The sequence below is a fragment of the Bradyrhizobium tropiciagri genome (assembly GCF_018130545.1).
GTDB classification, from domain to species: Bacteria; Pseudomonadota; Alphaproteobacteria; order Rhizobiales; family Xanthobacteraceae; genus Bradyrhizobium; species Bradyrhizobium tropiciagri_A.
Genome location: NZ_JAFCKF010000005.1, coordinates 153,246 through 169,151, shown reverse-complemented (window position 1 = coordinate 169,151; position 15,906 = coordinate 153,246). Strand labels below are relative to the sequence as shown.

Genomic DNA, 15,906 nt, shown 5'->3' with positions numbered 1-15,906 from the left:
TTCGTCCGATACCCCAACAGGAACGATCAATGCGAAATATCTTCCTCTCAGCCGCCGTACTTCTGGCCGGAACGACATTGGTCGGCTCCGTCCATTCGGCCGAGTTGCCCAAGGGGGCAGCCCACAACATCGTGCTCGTGCACGGCGCTTTCGTGGACCAAACGAGCTGGCAGCCCGTTGCCGATATTCTCACGAAGAAAGGCTACAACGTCACGCTTGTCGAAAATCCGCTCACCTCCCTTGCCGCTGACGTCGATGCCACCAGACAGGCGCTCGCGAAGCAGAACGGCAAGACCGTCCTCGTCGGCCATTCCTGGGGTGGCGTGGTCATCACGCAAGCGGGTAACGATCCGAAGGTGTCGGCGCTGGTTTACGTCTCCGCTTTCGCGCCTGATGTCGGACAATCTCTGGCGACCCTCGCCAAGAGCGGTCCGGCAACCGAAGGTGGGGCGGCGATCCATCCCGACGACAAGGGCAACCTCTACATCGATCCGAAGGTGTTTCCTTCAGCGGTCGCGGCTGACCTTCCCCCGGAGATCGCCGAATCCCTGGCAAACCATCAGCTTCCGTTGAACCACACGGCGTTCGAGGCACCGGTCGATACGGCCGCCTGGCGCGACAAGCCGACGTTCTACGTGATCAGCACAAAGGACAAGGTGATCGCACCCGAGGCCCAGAAGTTTTTCGCCACCGGGATGAAGGCACAGACCACGGAAGTCGCCGGCAGCCATGCTTCGCTCGTCGTTCATGCCAAGGAAGTCGCCGCGGTGATTGAAAAGGCCGCACTCGCGAAGTGACAGTGCTGCTCCCGGCGCGTTCGCGCCGGGAGCAGTACGCTCGCTCGAAGGGAAATTCCTGCATGTACAAGACACTTCTTGTCACTATCACTGCCTCGGCTCTTGCCACCGGAGCTGTCGCGGCTGCTCCCGCCGTCAGGAAAGAGCCGCTCGATGCTGCAACCCTCAGCGCGATAAAGTCGAAGTTCGGCATGCTGATGGAATTGGCCAACAACCACGATTTCACGGCTCTGCATGGGATGTTCTGGCAATCGCCCTCGACCCTGTTGGTGGCCAAGAGCGCGATCCCGTCCGAAGGGAACTGGGCCGGCTTCTGGGGCAACGAGGCAGTTGATCAAAAGCTGCATGACATCGGTAGCTCCGGCCCGGTCGTGCTCGAGCCGGATTATTCGAAGCTCAGGGTTGTCGGCCTGACGCGCGACGTCGCCGAGTCCTATGTGCCGATGAACATCACGGTCTCTTATGCGGGGCAGGATGGAACAGCCAGGCCGTTTCTCATGATCATCAATTGGCTGCGCGTCGGAAAGGACTGGAAGGTCGCTTCCGAAATCATTCTGCCGGTGCCGCCCGTACCCGCCGCGAAGGGCTAGGCAGTTCGATCCGGCTATGGCTGCACGTCATTGAGTCCGCGTCCTGATCTCATCGCGCGCTAATCAGCGAGCGCCTCCCGCACCGCGGCTGAATCGGTAACCCAACCGAAAATGCCGCCCTGGGCCTTGATCATCTTCAGGCCCATCTCGTGGAATTCCGGGAAGTAGGACGCGCAGCCGTCGGAGATCACGACGCAGCGGTAGCCGCGGTCGTTGGCCTCGCGCACGGTGGTGTTGACGCAGACCTCGGTCGTGACGCCGCAGACCAGCAGATTCTCGATGCCGTATTTCTGCAGGATATCGCCGAATTCGGTGGCGTAGAACGCGCCCTTCCCCGGCTTGTCGATCACGATCTCGCTCTCGAGCGGAGTGAGCTCGGGAATGATGTCATGCCCCGCCTCGCCGCGGATCAGGATCCGTCCCATCGGCCCGGAATCGCCGATCCGAAGCGACGGCGCACCGCGCTCGACCTTCGCCGGCGGCGCGTCGGAGAGATCGGGCAAATGGCCCTCACGGGTATGAACCACCAGCATCCCGGCATCGCGCGCCGCCGCCAGCACCGCTGCGATCGGCTGCACCGCGCGGGCAAGCTGGCTGACGTCATTGCCGAGCGTCTCGCCGAAGCCACCGGGCTCCATGAAATCGCGCTGCATGTCGATGATGACGAGCGCGGTCTTGCTCCAGTCGAGCGTGATCGGCGCCGGCTCCGCCGTGATTGTCCCTGTGTTCGCCATCCCGTTCCCCTGTGTGCTTCGGGAGCAGTAAAGCAAGCGATGTGCCATCCGACAATCGGTGGCGGGCTCGGCGGCGTTACTTGAAGAAGTGCACCAGGCCGACGCTCAAGCCCAGCAGCAGCAGCAGCGACAGCGTGACCGCGGCCGTCACCCGGCCGCCGACGGTCGAGAGCACCCGCACGTCGACGCCGAGCCCGAGGGCTGCCATCGAGACCACGGTGAGGATCGCCGCCGTCTTCGTCACCGGCGCGATCGCGATGTCAGGCACCAGCTGGAACGAGCGCAGCGCGGCCAGCACCAGGAAGCCGATGATGAACCACGGCACCAGCTTGAACGGGCTGATCGCGGTGGGCTTTGCAGTGCCCTCCTTGGTGTTTGCCTTGCGCCGCCGCGCCACGAACAGCGAAAGGCCGACCACGATCGGGCCCAGCATCAACACCCGCACCAGCTTCACCAGCGTGCCGATCTGGGTCGAGACGATGCCGGCGGGCACGGTCGCCGCCAGCACTTGCGGCACGGCGTAGACCGTGAGCCCGGCGAGGATGCCGTATTGCGTCGCCGTCAGCTTCAACAACGGAATCAGCAGCGGCAGGCCGAGCACCATCAGCACGCCGAGAATGGCGGTGAACGAGATCGAGGAGACGATGTCGTCGCCATCGGCCTCGATCACCGGCGCCACCGCCGCGATCGCCGAGTTGCCGCAGATCGAGTTGCCGCAAGCGATCAGGATCGCGAGTTTTGTCTTCAGCCCGAGCAGCCGGCTGAGGCCATAGCTTACCGCCAGCATGATCACGACGGTCACCGCGATGGCGCCGATCAAAAGCCCGCCCGACGCCACGATCGCGGCAAAGCTGATGGAGGCGCCGAGCAGCATCACCGCGACCTCGAGCAGCTGTTTTGCGCTGAACGCGATCCCGGAGCGCCAGCGCTCCGACGGCTCCCAGAGGGTGCGCACCGCCATGCCGAGCAGGATCGCGACAACCAGGGCCTCGATATAGGGATGGTCGAAAACGCGCTCCTCGGCGGCCTGGATGCCGAGCGAGATGACCGTGACCACCCCGCAGAGCAGAATGCCGGGAATGAGCAGGAAAATGCGCCTCAGCGCCCCCTGCCTCTGCCCCTGGTCTTGTTGTTGTTCCGGCACGAAATCCTCTTTTCGGAGAAGATTTTATGCGCCAAGCAGGCCATTTGGCTAATATCTTTTCGAACTGCCCCGATAGAGAGAAGTTATGTCCCTCAACCTGCATCTGCTCCGCCTGTTCGCGGCCGTGGCGAGAAGTGGAAGCTTCTCCCGCGCCGCCGACCTCCTGCACATCAGCCAGCCGGCGATCTCCAAAGGCGTGCGGGATTTCGAGCTGCAGGTCGGTTGCCGGCTGCTCGATCGCACCCCGAAGGGGGTGCGGCCGACCCGGGAGGGCGCCGCGCTGGCAAGGCATGCCGAGACCCTGTTCGCGGCCGAGCGCGCCGCCGAGGACGAGTTGCAGGCGCTGCGCAACCTCGACAGCGGCTCGCTGCGGATCGGCGCCAGCACGACGATCGCGACCTACATGATCCCGGAATATCTCGGCGTGTTTCACCGCGCCTTTCCCGGCATCGACCTGCATGTGGTGAGCGCCAACACCTCTGATATCGCCGCGCTGATGCTGGGGCATGAGATCGAGATCGCGCTGGTCGAGGGGCCGGTCGAGGACGAAGCCCTGACCAGCGCGGCCTGGCGCACCGACGTGATGGTCTTGATCGCAGCGCCCGATCATCGCTTCGCGGCCGCGTCGGGCCCGATCGATGTCCGCCAGCTCAACGACGAGATCCTGATCGTACGCGAGCCCGGCTCCGGCACCCGCGAGGTGGTCGCGCAGGCACTCGCCGCCCACCGCGTCGAGCCGCAGCGGACGCTCGAGATCGGCAGCACCGAGGCGATCAAGCAGGCGGTGGCCTCAGGCGTCGGCGTCGCCATCGTGTCGATCGCGACGATCGACGATCAGGTCAAGCTCGAAAAGCTGAAGGTGATCCCGATCAAGGGCGTCCATATCGAGCGCACACTGTGGCAATTGAAATCGCCCGGCCGGCTCGACGTGCCGGCGGCGGTCGCGTTCGAGGGGATCATTCGGGAGGCACGGGCTGCGAAGACGGCGGCGCGGATGCGGGCCGCTCGAGCGCGATGAGACTGGGGTTCGTACTCATAGAAATCTCGGACGCCCGCTTTCGGCGGCGACACGCGATCTGACCCAAACAATATCGTCTTGTAACCCGAAGCGGACGTTCGAACATTGATGCGTCTCTTCCCGCTGTAGTAGAGTCTCTGGTATGCGTGCAATTAGCCATATCATTCGTGTTTTGGTCGGCCTTGTCCTTCTCACGCTTCCAGTTGCAGGAATTTCGCAGCAGCGCTCGGAAGCCGACGTACTAGAAGACCTGCGTCGTGAGTGGCAGGACCTCGCACAAGGACGAACGGAGTTCGAAGTAGCAGTCCCCCAGAGCTAGTGCCAAGCTTTCTGAGACGCGCGGCCGACCAAGCCGGTTGCCAGTACAAGGATGGCATGAAGCTCGCGCCGGTTCGTTTCCTCCGCGTTGCATCAGGCCAACGTCGTCTCGCTTTTGTCGTTTGCTACGGGACGTTGAAGTCGACCCAGCGGGTGTTCGATTTGTCGAATCTGCGGAGACCGAAGGGAGTTAAGTTTCCAATCCTCGCATATCCAGATGGTATAGGCACGTCGGAGGAAGCTCCGGGGTTCATGACTTGGGACAAACAGACAGGTCTCTTCAGTGCTGAGACTACATCGGACGTGTCGAACGCCACGCGTGAGCGCTACACGTACCGGTTTGGGACATACGATTTTGAACTTCTTCGCGTAGAGACCCAGCGAGACGGCGTTGGCGAATGGGTTCCGCTATGGAATGCACAGCGATTGCATGATCTTCTCGCGAAGCCCAACTAGCGCTGCATGAGTGAACCGCAGATCTAACTACGGTCGCCTCCAGCGATCGGTCCTCGACGAAGCCAAGACAGAATGACGGAAAGCGAAAAGACGTTGTTGGTTGCCCTAGCCAATATGGTCGATCAATATCTCGACAGCTATAAGGGCTCAGTTGACCCTCAGGCAATGTCTGCCGCAGAACATGCGGTGCAGGCTTTGGCGGATTTTGGCTTGATGAAGGTTCTCAGCTCGCGAGAAGCTCAATGGACCGACGCGGGCGATAAACTCCTCGAAGAAGCGCGTCGCGCTATACTCGAGGACATGAGCTCCCCGACCAACAGGACAGGTCGCGTTGCGCTGAAGCCGAGAGATGTTTGGCACCCAGCGTGAGGTGCCAGACGTCGACCACACTTCAGCGGCCGCTTCTGGCCCTTATCGGTGAGGGGTTACGGTCTATCGAGAGCGCAAGGGCCTTCTCGGAGAGAGACCAGGGCTCATCCCGCCTCAGAGCGCGGCGAACAGACCCTGCGCCCAGGCAACGGCGTGCTCGAAGCTGAACACACCGGGCTCGAAATAGACGGCGCGTGCCAGCACGATGCCGACCACCAGCACCCAGAACACGCTGGTGCCCGCGGTCTTCAGCCATTTCGACACGCCCTCGCTCGCGGCCGAAGAATCGACCGCGGGAACCGGCTCGCCGAAGGGATCGAATGCGGATTGGCTCATCGTCGTGACCATCAGGGACTACCGTAACAATGTCGCGACGAGGAGGGCGGAAGCAAGGGTCGTGGAATGCCTTTTGCGGCGGTTGCTTGGAAGGACGTTTTCCGACCCGAAAGCCGGGGAGTATTTCCTTCTCGGCGGTCCAAATGGACCTCAATGATCGGTCCCGCGCTGCGGCGCCACCCGTGGCAGGGTGATCCGCACGCTGGTCCCCCTGCCCGGGGCGCTGTCGAGATGGATCTCGCCGCCCAGCCGGTTCGTGACGATGTTGTGCACGATGTGCAGGCCGAGCCCGATGCGGCCGATGTCGCGGCGCGTGGTGAAGAACGGATCGAAGGCCTGCCGCAGCACGTCGCGGTCCATCCCGCAGCCGTCGTCGGCGAACAGGATCTCGACCCGGTCCGCGCCTGACGCGCGCAGCCGGATCATGATGGTGCCGCCCTTGCCATCTGGAAATGCATGCTCCACCGCATTGACGAACAGATTGGTCAGCGCCTGCCCCCAGGGACCGGGATAGCTGTTCATCGCCAGAGCCGACGGGCAATCGACCTCGAGCGTCAGATTGTACTTCGGCAGCGCCGGACGCAGGTTCAGGAGAACCCGCTCGGTCACCTCGCCGAGATCGAACGCGCTGCGGTCGAAATAGCTGCGGTCGACGGCCACCTGCTTGAACGACTGCACGAGGTCCGCGGCGCGCTTGAGGTTGCCGACCAATAACGACGACGCGCTTTCGACGACCTCGATGAAATCGCTCAGGGTCGAGCGCTTCAACTTGCCGCGCGCAGCCTCGGCGGCGAAGTCGGCGCATTTCTGCTCCAGCACCGAAGCGACCGTGAGGCTGGTGCCGACCGGGCTGTTGATCTCGTGCGCGACGCCGGCTACCAGCCGGCCCAGCGCCGCAAGCTTTTCGGCCTCGATGAGCGACGCCTGGGTCTCCTGCAGATGATGCAAGGCCTTCTCGGCCGCGTCGCGCGCGGCGCGGATCTCGCGCTCGCTGCGCTTGCGATCGGTGATCTCTTCGGCGGCCACGTTGACGCCGACGATGTTGCCATTCGGCCCGCGCTGCGGATGCCAATGCGTGATCCAGCAGCGCTCGTCATTGTGGCCCGGGCGCTGGCCGTAAACCTCGACGCCGGTGACGGGCTCTCCAGTCTCCATGATCGAGCGAACGATGCCTTCGACCGCGGTGGCGAGCGCGGGCACGCAATCATGCACGGTGCGTCCGAGATGGCCTTCGACCGAAATGCCGCAGATCTCGGTCAGCCGCTGATTGATCTGGAGATACCGGCAGTCGGGCGAGAGGTAGGCAAGACCGATCGGTGCAGTGTCATAGATCAGCTGCAGCGCCGGTTGCTTTGGGAACTGAACGTCCTGGACGACGGACGACCGCATGCCCTCCCCCTCCCCAATGGGGGCAAGTCTAGCGCTTCAGGGCCGGGGCGCAAATAGGCGGGCTGTGCCAGGCGATGGCGGCCCAACTGTCCGGATTCGGCACGGACGGGCGACCGCCACATGCAGCGTCAGCTATTCACTGTAACGTGCGGTCGAAAATTCTCGACCAAGCGCAGCAACACCCGCGCACCGGTGTCGGCGTCGGCGAGCTCGACATGCTCGGCCGGATTGTGGCTGATCCCGCCGCGACAGCGCACGAAGATCATGCCGATATCGGCAATGTCGACCATCGCCATGCCGTCATGCCCGGCGCCGCTCGGCAGCTCGAACACGGCATGGCCCTCGGCCGCGACCGCCTCCGCAATCTGCGCTTTCAGCCACGGCGCGCAGGGCACGCTGCGGTTCTCATGGGTGACGTCGATCTGAAGTGCGAGCTCGCGGCGTTTTGCGATCGCCTCGATCTGCCGCACGATGTCGGCGACCGCGCGCTTGCGATGCATGTCGCTCTGCGAGCGGATGTCCATCGTGAACGACACCTTGCCCGGGATCACGTTGGTGGCGCCGGGCATCGCGTTGATGTAGCCGACGGTGCCGACCAGGCCCTGCTCGTCGGACTTGCAGAACTGCTCGATCGCAACGATGCATTCGGCGGCGCCCGCCAGCGCATCGCGCCGCAGCGGCATCGGCACGGTGCCGGCGTGACCGGCCATACCGGTGAGACTGGCGGCCAACCGGGTCGCGCCTGAAATCGCGGTGACGACGCCGACTGGCAGCGCCTTCTCCTCCAGCACGGGACCTTGCTCGATGTGCAGCTCGACATAGCCGAGCAGCTCGCGGCGGGCGCGCGCCGCCTTGCCGATGTGATCGGGATCGAGCCCGAAGGCGATCAGCGCATCGCGCATCGAAGTGCCGGCGCGGTCGCTTGTGTTGAGCACGCTCTCGTCGAAGGTGCCGGCGACCGCGCGGCTGCCGAGCAGGGTCGAGGCGAAGCGCACGCCCTCCTCGTCGGCGAAGCCCACGATCTCGATCGCGAACGGCAGCCGCTTGCCGCGCCGGTTCAGATCGGCGACGCAGGCGATCGCGGTGATCACGCCGAGCGGGCCGTCCCATCTGCCGGCGTCGCGCACGGTGTCGTAATGCGAGCCGAGCATCAGCGCCGGCAGGCCCGGCCGCTCGCCCTCGTTGCGGCCGCAGACATTGCCGATCGCATCGAGATGCGCGCTCATGCCGGCCTCGCGCATCCAGGACAGGATCAGATCGGCGGCCTTGCGGTGCTCGGGCGTGAGGAAGATTCGCGCCAGATGCTCGGGCGTCTCGGAGATCGCCGCCAGCTGATCGATCCGCGCCACGATCTCGTCGCCAAGGGTGGACGGTTTCGAGGACGGTTTTGTCTCGCTCATGCTGTTTCCCATCAGTCCAATTCGGCGCCCACACCTCGCCCCGGACTCGGTCCCACTGGTATCAGGCCCGCTCCAATTCACCAGCCAACAAATCGGGCGTCACGGGCTGATCCGGGCGGTCCGAACCGCCCGGGAATCGGTTGGGGACTGCTTAACGGCATTGCATACAACGACGATTGATCGCACAGAAAATAGGCAAATAGACCTTAGTCAGCCTGAAGGCCCGCCTGCGTCGATCAACATTATCGTTTAAGTTCCAATACTTACGGAACCGTGATTGCCAAATATGCTCTGGCACGAAGCTTGCGACACTCTGTCAAGCTCCGCCGTTACGGCGGCTGCGACAAGGACAGGCGGGCCGGACCCGCCGGAGGGAGCAGGCGATGGATTTTGGCAGGATTTCACGAAGGCATTTATTGCAGGGAAGCGCGGCATTGGCGCTCGGCAGCACGCTCGGCATTCGCGGCGCGGCGGCGGCGGAAACCACGGTCGGCTTCATCTATGTCGGCTCGCGCGACGACTACGGCTACAACCAGGCGCACGCGCAGGGCGCGGCGGCGGTGAAGAAGCTTCCCGGCATCAAGGTGGTCGAGGAAGAGAAGGTGGCGGAGACCGACGCGGTCGAGAAGACCATCGAGTCGATGGTCAATCTCGACGGCGCCACGCTGCTGTTTCCGACCTCGTTCGGCTACTACAACCCGCACGTCGTCAAGATGGCGAGCAAGTTTCCAAAACTGCATTTCGAGCATTGCGGCGGACTGTGGACCGACAAGGACCCGAAGAACGCCGGCAGCTATTTCGGCTATATCGACGAGGCGCAATACATCTCCGGCATCATCGCCGGTTATTCGACCAAGAGCGGCAAGCTCGGCTTCGTCGCCGCCAAGCCGATCCCGCAGGTGCTGCGCAACATCAACGCGTTCACGCTCGGCGCGCGCCTTGCCAATCCGAAGGCGACCACGCAGGTGATCTTCACCGGCGACTGGTCGATGCCGGTCAAGGAAGCCGAGGCGACCAACAGCCTGATCGACCAGGGCGTCGACGTGCTGACCTGCCATGTCGACGGACCGAAGACGATGGTCGAGAACGCCGCGCGGCGCGGCGCGATGGTGTGCGGCTATCACGTCAACCAGTCGCCGCTGGCGCCGAAGGCCTATCTCACCGGCGCCGAATGGAATTGGGAGGCGCTGTATCCGAAGTTCGTCAAGATGATCGTGGCTGGTGAAGCGATCCCGAACTTCTATCGCGGCGGCCTGAAGGAAGAGATCGTCAAGGTGTCGCCCTATGGCGAGATGGTCTCGGCGGAAGCGCGCAAGCATGCCGACGACGTCAAGGCCAAGTTCATGTCCGGCGAATACACGATCTTCAAGGGCCCGATCGCGGACAACAAGGGCAAGACCGTGATCGCCGGCGGCACCGACCGCGGCCAGCAGGATCCCGAACTCGAGAAGATGGACTATCTGGTCGAGGGCGTGATCGGAGCCACCGCGTGACGACCGAGACGGCGGAATCGGTGGAGGCGGCCGGCGTTGCTCCGGCCGCCGATCCCGGATTCCTCCAGCGCTATGGCGCGAGCATCGAATACATCCTGATCCCGGGCGCGGCGCTGATCGGCGCGCTCGCAGTGTTCGGCGGCTTCATTGCGCTCTACGGCAAGAACCCGCTCGACCTCTATTTCTACATGTATTACGGCGCGTTCGGCACCTGGTTCTCCTGGCAGAACACGCTGACCCGCGCCGCGCCCTTGATCCTGACCGCGCTGTGCACGGCGCTGCCGGCGCAGCTCGGCATGGTGATCATCGGCGGCGAAGGCGCGCTTCTGATCGGCGCGCTGTCGGCGACCTCAGCGGCGCTGGCCTTGCAGGGCGCCGCGCCGATCGTCGTGCAAACCGCGATGGTGATCGCCGGCATGATCGGCGGCGGTCTCTGGATCGCGCTGTCCGGTGGCCTGCGCCAGTATCGCGGGGTCAACGAGACGATCTCGAGCCTGCTGCTGGTCTATATCGCGCTTGCGATCCTCAACCATCTGGTCGAGGGGCCGATGCGAGATCCGGCCAGCCTCAACAAGCCGTCGACGCGCGAGATCGGCGCCGCCAACATGATCGGCAGCATTCCCGGCACCGACGTGCATTGGGGCCTGGTGTTCGGCCTGGTCGCGGCGGTGGCCGCCTACATTCTGGTCTATCACACCACCTTCGGCTTCGCCGCACGCGTTGCCGGCGGCAACATCCGCGCCGCCAAGATCGTCGGGCTTTCGGTCGGCAAGCTGATCATGACCGTCTGTTTCCTTGCCGGCAGCTGCGCCGGGCTCGCCGGCATGATCGAGGTCGCGGCCGTGCAGGGCCGCACCAATGCCAACCTCGCCGCGGGCTACGGCTTCACCGGCATCCTGGTTGCATTCCTGGCGCGGCAGAATCCGCTGGCGATCATTCCGGTCGCGATCCTGCTCGGCGGCATTTCGGCCTCCGGCGGCCTGTTGCAGCGGCGGCTCGGCCTGCCCGATGCCTCGGTGCTGGTGCTGCAAGGCATCATCTTCGTGTTCGTGCTGGCAAGCGATGCGCTCTATGGGCGGATCGGATTCCTGAAGGGAAAGTCCTGACATGGCCGATGCATCGCTCGGGCTCTGGACCGTTCCGCTCGCGGTGTTCGGCGGCGCCATCCGCGTCTCGACGCCGTTCTTGTTCGTCAGCCTCGGCGAATGCATCACCGAGCGATCTGGCCGCATCAATCTCGGCCTCGAGGGTACGCTGGTGATGGGCGCGATGAGCGCCTACGGCATCTCCTATCTCTCGGGCTCGCCATGGCTCGGCGTGCTCGCGGCAGGGATCACCGGCGCCCTGTTCGGCGCGCTGCATGCCGGGATCTGCTCGCTGCCACGGGTCAACGACATCGCGGTCGGCATCGCGCTGATGCTGCTCGGAACTGGTTTGGCGTTCTTCCTCGGCAAGCCGCTGATCGAGCCGACGGCGGCACGGCTGCCGGCGATCGATTTCGGCTGGTGGAGCGACATCCCGCAGCTGCGCGCGGCGCTGCGCATCAACGTGCTGTTCCTGATCGGCGTCGCGATCGCGCCGCTGCTGTATTGGGCGTTCAGGACCACGCGCTGGGGCCTGTTGATCCGAACCGCCGGCGAAAGCGCCGACGCGGCGCGCGCGATGGGCCATTCCGTGCTGCTAATTAGATTGCGCGCCACCATGGTCGGCGGCTTCCTCGCCGGCATCGGCGGCTCGTTCCTGTCGCTGTTCTATCCCGGCAGCTGGAACGAAGGCCTATCCTCGGGACAAGGCATCACCGCGGTGGCGCTCGTCATCTTCGCGCGCTGGGACCCGATGCTGTGCCTGTGGGCCTCGCTCGCGTTCGGCGGCGCCGCCGCGCTCGGGCCGGCGCTGCAATCGGTCGGCATCACCTCCGGCTATCATCTGTTCAATGCCGCGCCGTACATCCTGACGCTGGCGATCATGATCATCACCTGCTCGCCGAAGCGCACGTTGACCGGCGCGCCGGCCGAATTGTCCATCACCCGATAGACCTAGCGAGTTCAACATGCCCGAGCGCTTCATCAAGTCCGAGCCCTATGCCTGGCCCTACAATGGCGATCTGCGCCCGGAGAACACCGCGCTCATCATCATCGACATGCAGACCGATTTCTGCGGCGTCGGCGGTTATGTCGACAAGATGGGCTATGATCTTTCGCTGACACGAGCGCCGATCGAGCCGATCAAGAAGCTGCTCGCGGTGATGCGCGCGCAGGGCTTTCACATCATCCACACCCGCGAAGGCCACCGGCCTGACCTGGCCGACCTGCCCGCCAACAAGCGCTGGCGCTCGCGGCAGATCGGCGCCGGCATCGGCGATCCCGGCCCCTGCGGCCGCATCCTGGTGCGCGGCGAGCCGGGCTGGGACATCATTCCCGACCTCGCACCGCTGCCCGGCGAACCCATCATCGACAAGCCCGGAAAAGGCTCGTTCTGCGCCACTGATCTCGAGTTGATGTTGCGATTGCGCGGCATCGAGAACATCGTGCTGACCGGCATAACTACCGACGTGTGCGTCCACACCACGATGCGCGAGGCCAACGATCGCGGCTTCGAATGCGTGCTGGTCGAGGATTGCTGCGGCGCGACCGACCGGAGCAACCACGACCATGCGCTGAAGATGATCAAGATGCAGGGCGGCGTGTTCGGCGCGGTGACCAAATCCGCCGACCTGATCGGGGCGCTGTCGTGATCATCGGCGAACCGCCCGCCCCGTCAGGCGCGTTCGGCGTCGATGCCATCGCCGTGACGATGCGGTTCGGCGACTTCCTCGCACTCGACAATGTCGAGCTCAAGGTGCGCCCCGGCTCGTTCCACGCGCTGCTCGGCGAGAACGGCGCCGGCAAGAGCACGCTCGTGAAGTGTATCATGGGCTACTACCACGCCACCGAAGGCGACATCATCGTCGGCGGCCGCCAGCAGAGCATCGCCAACCCCAAGAATGCGCATGCGCTCGGGCTCGGCATGGTCTACCAGCACTTTACGCTCGTGCCGGCGATGACGGTCGCCGAGAACCTCGTGCTGGCACGCGACGACGTGCCGGCCGTGGTCGACTGGCGCAAGGAGAAGAAGGAGCTGGAGGCTTTCCTTTCGCGGATGCCGTTCAAGGTGCCGCTCGACGCGAAGGTCTCCGACATCTCGGCCGGTGAACGGCAGAAGTGCGAGATCCTCAAGCAGCTCTATCTGAAGCGCCGCTTCCTGATCCTCGACGAGCCGACGTCGGTGCTGACGCCGGGCGAAGCCGACGAGGTGCTCGGCATGCTGCGCGCCATGGTGGTCGCGGGCGAGCTCACCATCCTGATGATCACGCACAAGTTCCGCGAGGTGATGGCGTTTGCCGACGACGTCACGATCCTGCGCCGCGGTAAGCTCGCCGGCACCGGCCGGGTTGCCGACCTGACACCGGACGAGATGGCGCGCACCATGATCGGCGCCGAGCAGCTGACAGTGCAGCCGCCGCGCACCGGCGAGACCGGCGCTGCGCGGCTCGAGCTCGACAAGCTCACCGCGCTCGACGATGCCGGCGCGATTGCCGTGCACGGCGTGTCGCTGACCGTGAAGAGCGGCGAGATCGTCGGCATCGCCGGCGTCTCCGGCAACGGCCAGCGGCAGCTGGTCGAAGTGCTGGCCGGTCAGCGCGAGGCCGAGAGCGGCGTGATCCGCGTCCAGGGCGAAGCGTATGCGGCGAGCCGCGAGGAGATGCGCCGCCACAGGATGTCGCTGCTGCCGGAAGAGCCGCTGAAGAATGCCTGCGTCGGCGGCATGAGCGTTGCCGACAACATCGCGTTCCGCGAATTCGACCGCGCTCCGTTCGCGCGCGGCGGCTGGTGGCTCAATCGTTCAGCGTTCCGCGACGACGCCGAGCGCAAGATCAACCGCTACAAGATCAAGACCCGCACGCCGGAGACGCCGATCGCGGCGCTATCGGGCGGCAACGTACAGCGCGCGGTGCTGGCGCGCGAGCTCTCGGGCGATGTCGAGGTGCTGATCGCCGCCAACCCGTGCTTCGGGCTCGACTTCGCGGCAGTGGCGCAGATCCACGCCGAGATCATGGCCGCCCGCAACCGCGGCGCGGCGGTGCTCCTGGTCAGCGAAGACCTCGACGAGTTGCTGGAGCTGTCGGATCGGCTGATCGTGATGTTCCACGGCGCCTTCGTCCACGAGGCCCGCGCCAGCGAGGCCGACCTCACCGAGATCGGCCGGCACATGGCCGGGCATTGAGGCGAGCAGCCGCGTCGAACAGCAGCCCCGACAGCGCTGCGCTCCCTCGCCCCGTTCTTACGGGGAGAGGGTTGGGGTGAGGGGGCCGTCTCCGCGTACACGGTGATAGCTTCGTTCGCGGAGGCTCCCCCTCACCCGGATCGCATTTCATGCGATCCGACCTCTCCCCGCACGCGGGGCGAGGTAACAAAGAGCCTCGCACGCGAAACCGCGTTACCCGATCTCGAACGCGTCCGCAGCCAGATGCTTCAGGTTGGCGTGCCAATGCTCGGCGATTTGAAGCCGGGTCGGCACCCAGACGTGCTCGTGCTTCAGGATGTAGTCGAGGAAGCGCATCAGCGCGGCGGCGCGGCCGGGGCGGCCGACGACGCGGCAATGCAGGCCGACCGACATCATCTTGGGTGACGTCGCGCCCTCGGCATAGAGCACGTCGAAACTGTCCTTCAGATAGGTGTAGAACTCGTCGCCGCCGCCAAAGCCCTGCGGATTGACGAAGCGCATGTCGTTGGCATCGAGCGTGTAGGGGATCACGAGATGCGGCTCGGTGCCGGCAGACTTGATCCAGTACGGCAGGTCGTCGGCATAGGAATCGCAGAGATAGCGCAGGCCGCCGGCCTCCATCAGAAGCCGCAGCGTGTTGATCGAGGAGCGGCCGGTGTACCAGCCGAGGGGCCGCGCGCCGGTCGCTTCCGTGTGCACGGCAATCGCGCGCGCGATCTCCGCGCGCTCCTCGTCCTCCGACATATCCTTGTGCTCGACCCAGCGCAGGCTGTGGCTGGCGATGTCCCAACCCGCCTCCTGCATCGCGGCGACGACATCCGGATTGCGCTTCAGCGCCATCGCGACGCCGAACACGGTGGTCGGCAGCTTCCGCTCGGTGAACATCCGCCACAGCCGCCAGAAGCCGGCGCGCGAGCCATATTCGAACATCGTCTCGATATTGGCGTGACGCTGGCCGACCCAGGGCTGCGCACCCAGCACGTCAGACAGGAACGCTTCCGAGGCGCGATCGCCGTGCAGGATGTTGTTCTCGCCGCCCTCCTCGAAATTGACCACGAACTGCACCGCGACGCGCGCGGCATCGGGCCATTTCGGATCGGGCGGATTGCGGCCGTAGCCGCGGAGATCGCGCGGATAACGGGCCTCGATCACATCAGATTTCCTCGAAGCGGATGTTCTGCGCGCCCTTCCACAGCACGGTCTTGCCGAAGGCGGTGAGGTTCTCCAGCCCCGAGGTCAAGGTGATGAAATGATTGCCGGCGAGCTGGCCCATCTTGCTGGCGAAATGCACGCCGCCATAGGCGAGCAGGATCTCGGTCTCGCTGATGCCGCCGGGATAGAGGATGATCTGGCCCGGCGCCGGATAGCTGGTGTGGTTCTCGTAGGAGACGCCGAAATCGAGATCGCCGAGCGGCATCCAGACGCCCTCGCCGCTCCAGCGCACATGGATCGCCTGGCTCTCGAACGGCATCGCCTTGCGGAAGGCGGCGACCGTCTTCGGCGCGAGCTGTTCCTCGAAACGGGCGTCAAAGGTGAAATCGCCGGCGCGGACAATCAGTTTGCTCATCGGACTCTCGTGGATAGCTGGAAGAAGTGATG

General features: G+C 64.7%; 16 protein-coding genes. 9 read left to right on the top strand and 7 right to left on the bottom strand.

What is annotated here, in order from left to right:
* The first annotated feature begins 29 nt into the window (after positions 1–29).
* Both JQ616_RS22495 and JQ616_RS22490 read left to right on the top strand, forming a co-directional pair.
* Positions 30–797, top strand: a complete 768-nt coding sequence (locus JQ616_RS22495; protein ID WP_212018139.1) for an alpha/beta hydrolase — start codon at positions 30–32, stop codon at positions 795–797.
* A 62-nt stretch (positions 798–859) separates the two neighbouring features.
* Complete coding sequence (locus JQ616_RS22490) at positions 860–1,387, top strand: hypothetical protein (protein WP_212018137.1); 528 nt, start codon at positions 860–862, stop codon at positions 1,385–1,387.
* Between the two features lie 59 nt (positions 1,388–1,446).
* On the opposite strand, the gene JQ616_RS22485 is transcribed toward JQ616_RS22490, so the two are convergent.
* Both JQ616_RS22485 and JQ616_RS22480 read right to left on the bottom strand, forming a co-directional pair.
* Positions 1,447–2,121, bottom strand: a complete 675-nt coding sequence (locus tag JQ616_RS22485) for a cysteine hydrolase family protein (RefSeq protein ID WP_212018135.1) — start codon at positions 2,119–2,121, stop codon at positions 1,447–1,449.
* Between the two features lie 76 nt (positions 2,122–2,197).
* A complete protein-coding gene (locus JQ616_RS22480) occupies positions 2,198–3,265 on the bottom strand; it encodes a YeiH family protein (protein WP_212018133.1) in 1,068 nt (355 codons plus the stop codon).
* A gap of 85 nt (positions 3,266–3,350) precedes the next feature.
* Here JQ616_RS22480 and JQ616_RS22475 point away from each other — a divergent pair, with 85 nt between their 5' ends.
* Positions 3,351–4,283, top strand: coding sequence for a LysR family transcriptional regulator (locus JQ616_RS22475; RefSeq protein WP_212018131.1), 933 nt, complete (start codon positions 3,351–3,353; stop codon positions 4,281–4,283).
* An 846-nt stretch (positions 4,284–5,129) separates the two neighbouring features.
* Positions 5,130–5,426 carry a hypothetical protein gene (locus JQ616_RS22470; RefSeq protein ID WP_212018129.1) on the top strand — a complete coding sequence of 99 codons (297 nt, stop codon included), beginning with the start codon at positions 5,130–5,132 and terminating at the stop codon, positions 5,424–5,426.
* Positions 5,427–5,540: 114 nt separating this feature from the next.
* On the opposite strand, the gene JQ616_RS22465 is transcribed toward JQ616_RS22470, so the two are convergent.
* The 3 genes from JQ616_RS22465 to JQ616_RS22455 form a co-directional block, all read right to left on the bottom strand.
* Positions 5,541–5,762, bottom strand: coding sequence for a hypothetical protein (locus tag JQ616_RS22465; RefSeq protein ID WP_224942950.1), 222 nt, complete (start codon positions 5,760–5,762; stop codon positions 5,541–5,543).
* Between the two features lie 150 nt (positions 5,763–5,912).
* Complete coding sequence (locus JQ616_RS22460; RefSeq protein ID WP_212018125.1) at positions 5,913–7,151, bottom strand: ATP-binding protein; 1,239 nt, start codon at positions 7,149–7,151, stop codon at positions 5,913–5,915.
* Between the two features lie 128 nt (positions 7,152–7,279).
* Positions 7,280–8,551, bottom strand: coding sequence for an allantoate amidohydrolase (locus JQ616_RS22455; protein ID WP_212018123.1), 1,272 nt, complete (start codon positions 8,549–8,551; stop codon positions 7,280–7,282).
* A gap of 383 nt (positions 8,552–8,934) precedes the next feature.
* On the opposite strand from JQ616_RS22455, the gene JQ616_RS22450 reads away from it, so the two are divergent.
* From JQ616_RS22450 to JQ616_RS22430, 5 genes are read left to right on the top strand one after another with little or no spacing between them, the layout of a single operon-like run.
* Positions 8,935–10,044, top strand: a complete 1,110-nt coding sequence (locus tag JQ616_RS22450; RefSeq protein ID WP_212018121.1) for a BMP family ABC transporter substrate-binding protein — start codon at positions 8,935–8,937, stop codon at positions 10,042–10,044.
* Entirely contained in the window at positions 10,041–11,150 is a 1,110-nt protein-coding gene (locus tag JQ616_RS22445; protein WP_212018119.1) for an ABC transporter permease, read from the top strand. The genes JQ616_RS22450 and JQ616_RS22445 overlap by 4 nt, the downstream gene beginning before the upstream one ends.
* A 1-nt stretch (position 11,151) precedes the next feature.
* Positions 11,152–12,078 carry an ABC transporter permease gene (locus JQ616_RS22440; RefSeq protein ID WP_074125989.1) on the top strand — a complete coding sequence of 309 codons (927 nt, stop codon included), beginning with the start codon at positions 11,152–11,154 and terminating at the stop codon, positions 12,076–12,078.
* Positions 12,079–12,094: 16 nt separating this feature from the next.
* A complete protein-coding gene (biuH, locus tag JQ616_RS22435) occupies positions 12,095–12,778 on the top strand; it encodes a biuret amidohydrolase (protein ID WP_212018118.1) in 684 nt (227 codons plus the stop codon).
* On the top strand, positions 12,775–14,307 hold the full coding sequence (locus JQ616_RS22430) for an ABC transporter ATP-binding protein (RefSeq protein ID WP_349630039.1): 1,533 nt from the start codon (positions 12,775–12,777) through the stop codon (positions 14,305–14,307). Before biuH ends, JQ616_RS22430 begins: the two co-directional genes overlap by 4 nt.
* 213 nt (positions 14,308–14,520) lie before the next feature.
* Here the strand turns inward: JQ616_RS22430 and puuE are convergent, their stop codons facing one another.
* Together puuE and JQ616_RS22420 are read right to left on the bottom strand one after the other, a co-directional pair.
* Complete coding sequence (puuE, locus tag JQ616_RS22425) at positions 14,521–15,459, bottom strand: allantoinase PuuE (RefSeq protein ID WP_212018116.1); 939 nt, start codon at positions 15,457–15,459, stop codon at positions 14,521–14,523.
* Between the two features lies 1 nt (position 15,460).
* Entirely contained in the window at positions 15,461–15,874 is a 414-nt protein-coding gene (locus JQ616_RS22420) for a DUF3830 family protein (protein ID WP_021077459.1), read from the bottom strand.
* Between the last annotated feature and the right edge of the window lie 32 nt (positions 15,875–15,906).

Excerpts from the sequence above, each read along its gene's own strand:
- JQ616_RS22460 (WP_212018125.1), bottom strand. The coding sequence starts at position 7,151 with ATGCGGTCGTCCGTCGTCCAGGACGTTCAGTTCCCAAAGCAACCGGCG.
- JQ616_RS22495 (WP_212018139.1), top strand. The coding sequence starts at position 30 with ATGCGAAATATCTTCCTCTCAGCCGCCGTACTTCTGGCCGGAACGACA.
- biuH (WP_212018118.1), top strand. The coding sequence starts at position 12,095 with ATGCCCGAGCGCTTCATCAAGTCCGAGCCCTATGCCTGGCCCTACAAT.
- JQ616_RS22475 (WP_212018131.1), top strand. The coding sequence starts at position 3,351 with ATGTCCCTCAACCTGCATCTGCTCCGCCTGTTCGCGGCCGTGGCGAGA.
- JQ616_RS22490 (WP_212018137.1), top strand. The coding sequence starts at position 860 with ATGTACAAGACACTTCTTGTCACTATCACTGCCTCGGCTCTTGCCACC.
- JQ616_RS22440 (WP_074125989.1), top strand. The coding sequence starts at position 11,152 with ATGGCCGATGCATCGCTCGGGCTCTGGACCGTTCCGCTCGCGGTGTTC.
- JQ616_RS22420 (WP_021077459.1), bottom strand. The coding sequence starts at position 15,874 with ATGAGCAAACTGATTGTCCGCGCCGGCGATTTCACCTTTGACGCCCGT.
- JQ616_RS22450 (WP_212018121.1), top strand. The coding sequence starts at position 8,935 with ATGGATTTTGGCAGGATTTCACGAAGGCATTTATTGCAGGGAAGCGCG.
- JQ616_RS22465 (WP_224942950.1), bottom strand. The coding sequence starts at position 5,762 with ATGAGCCAATCCGCATTCGATCCCTTCGGCGAGCCGGTTCCCGCGGTC.
- JQ616_RS22485 (WP_212018135.1), bottom strand. The coding sequence starts at position 2,121 with ATGGCGAACACAGGGACAATCACGGCGGAGCCGGCGCCGATCACGCTC.
- JQ616_RS22470 (WP_212018129.1), top strand. The coding sequence starts at position 5,130 with ATGACGGAAAGCGAAAAGACGTTGTTGGTTGCCCTAGCCAATATGGTC.
- JQ616_RS22455 (WP_212018123.1), bottom strand. The coding sequence starts at position 8,551 with ATGAGCGAGACAAAACCGTCCTCGAAACCGTCCACCCTTGGCGACGAG.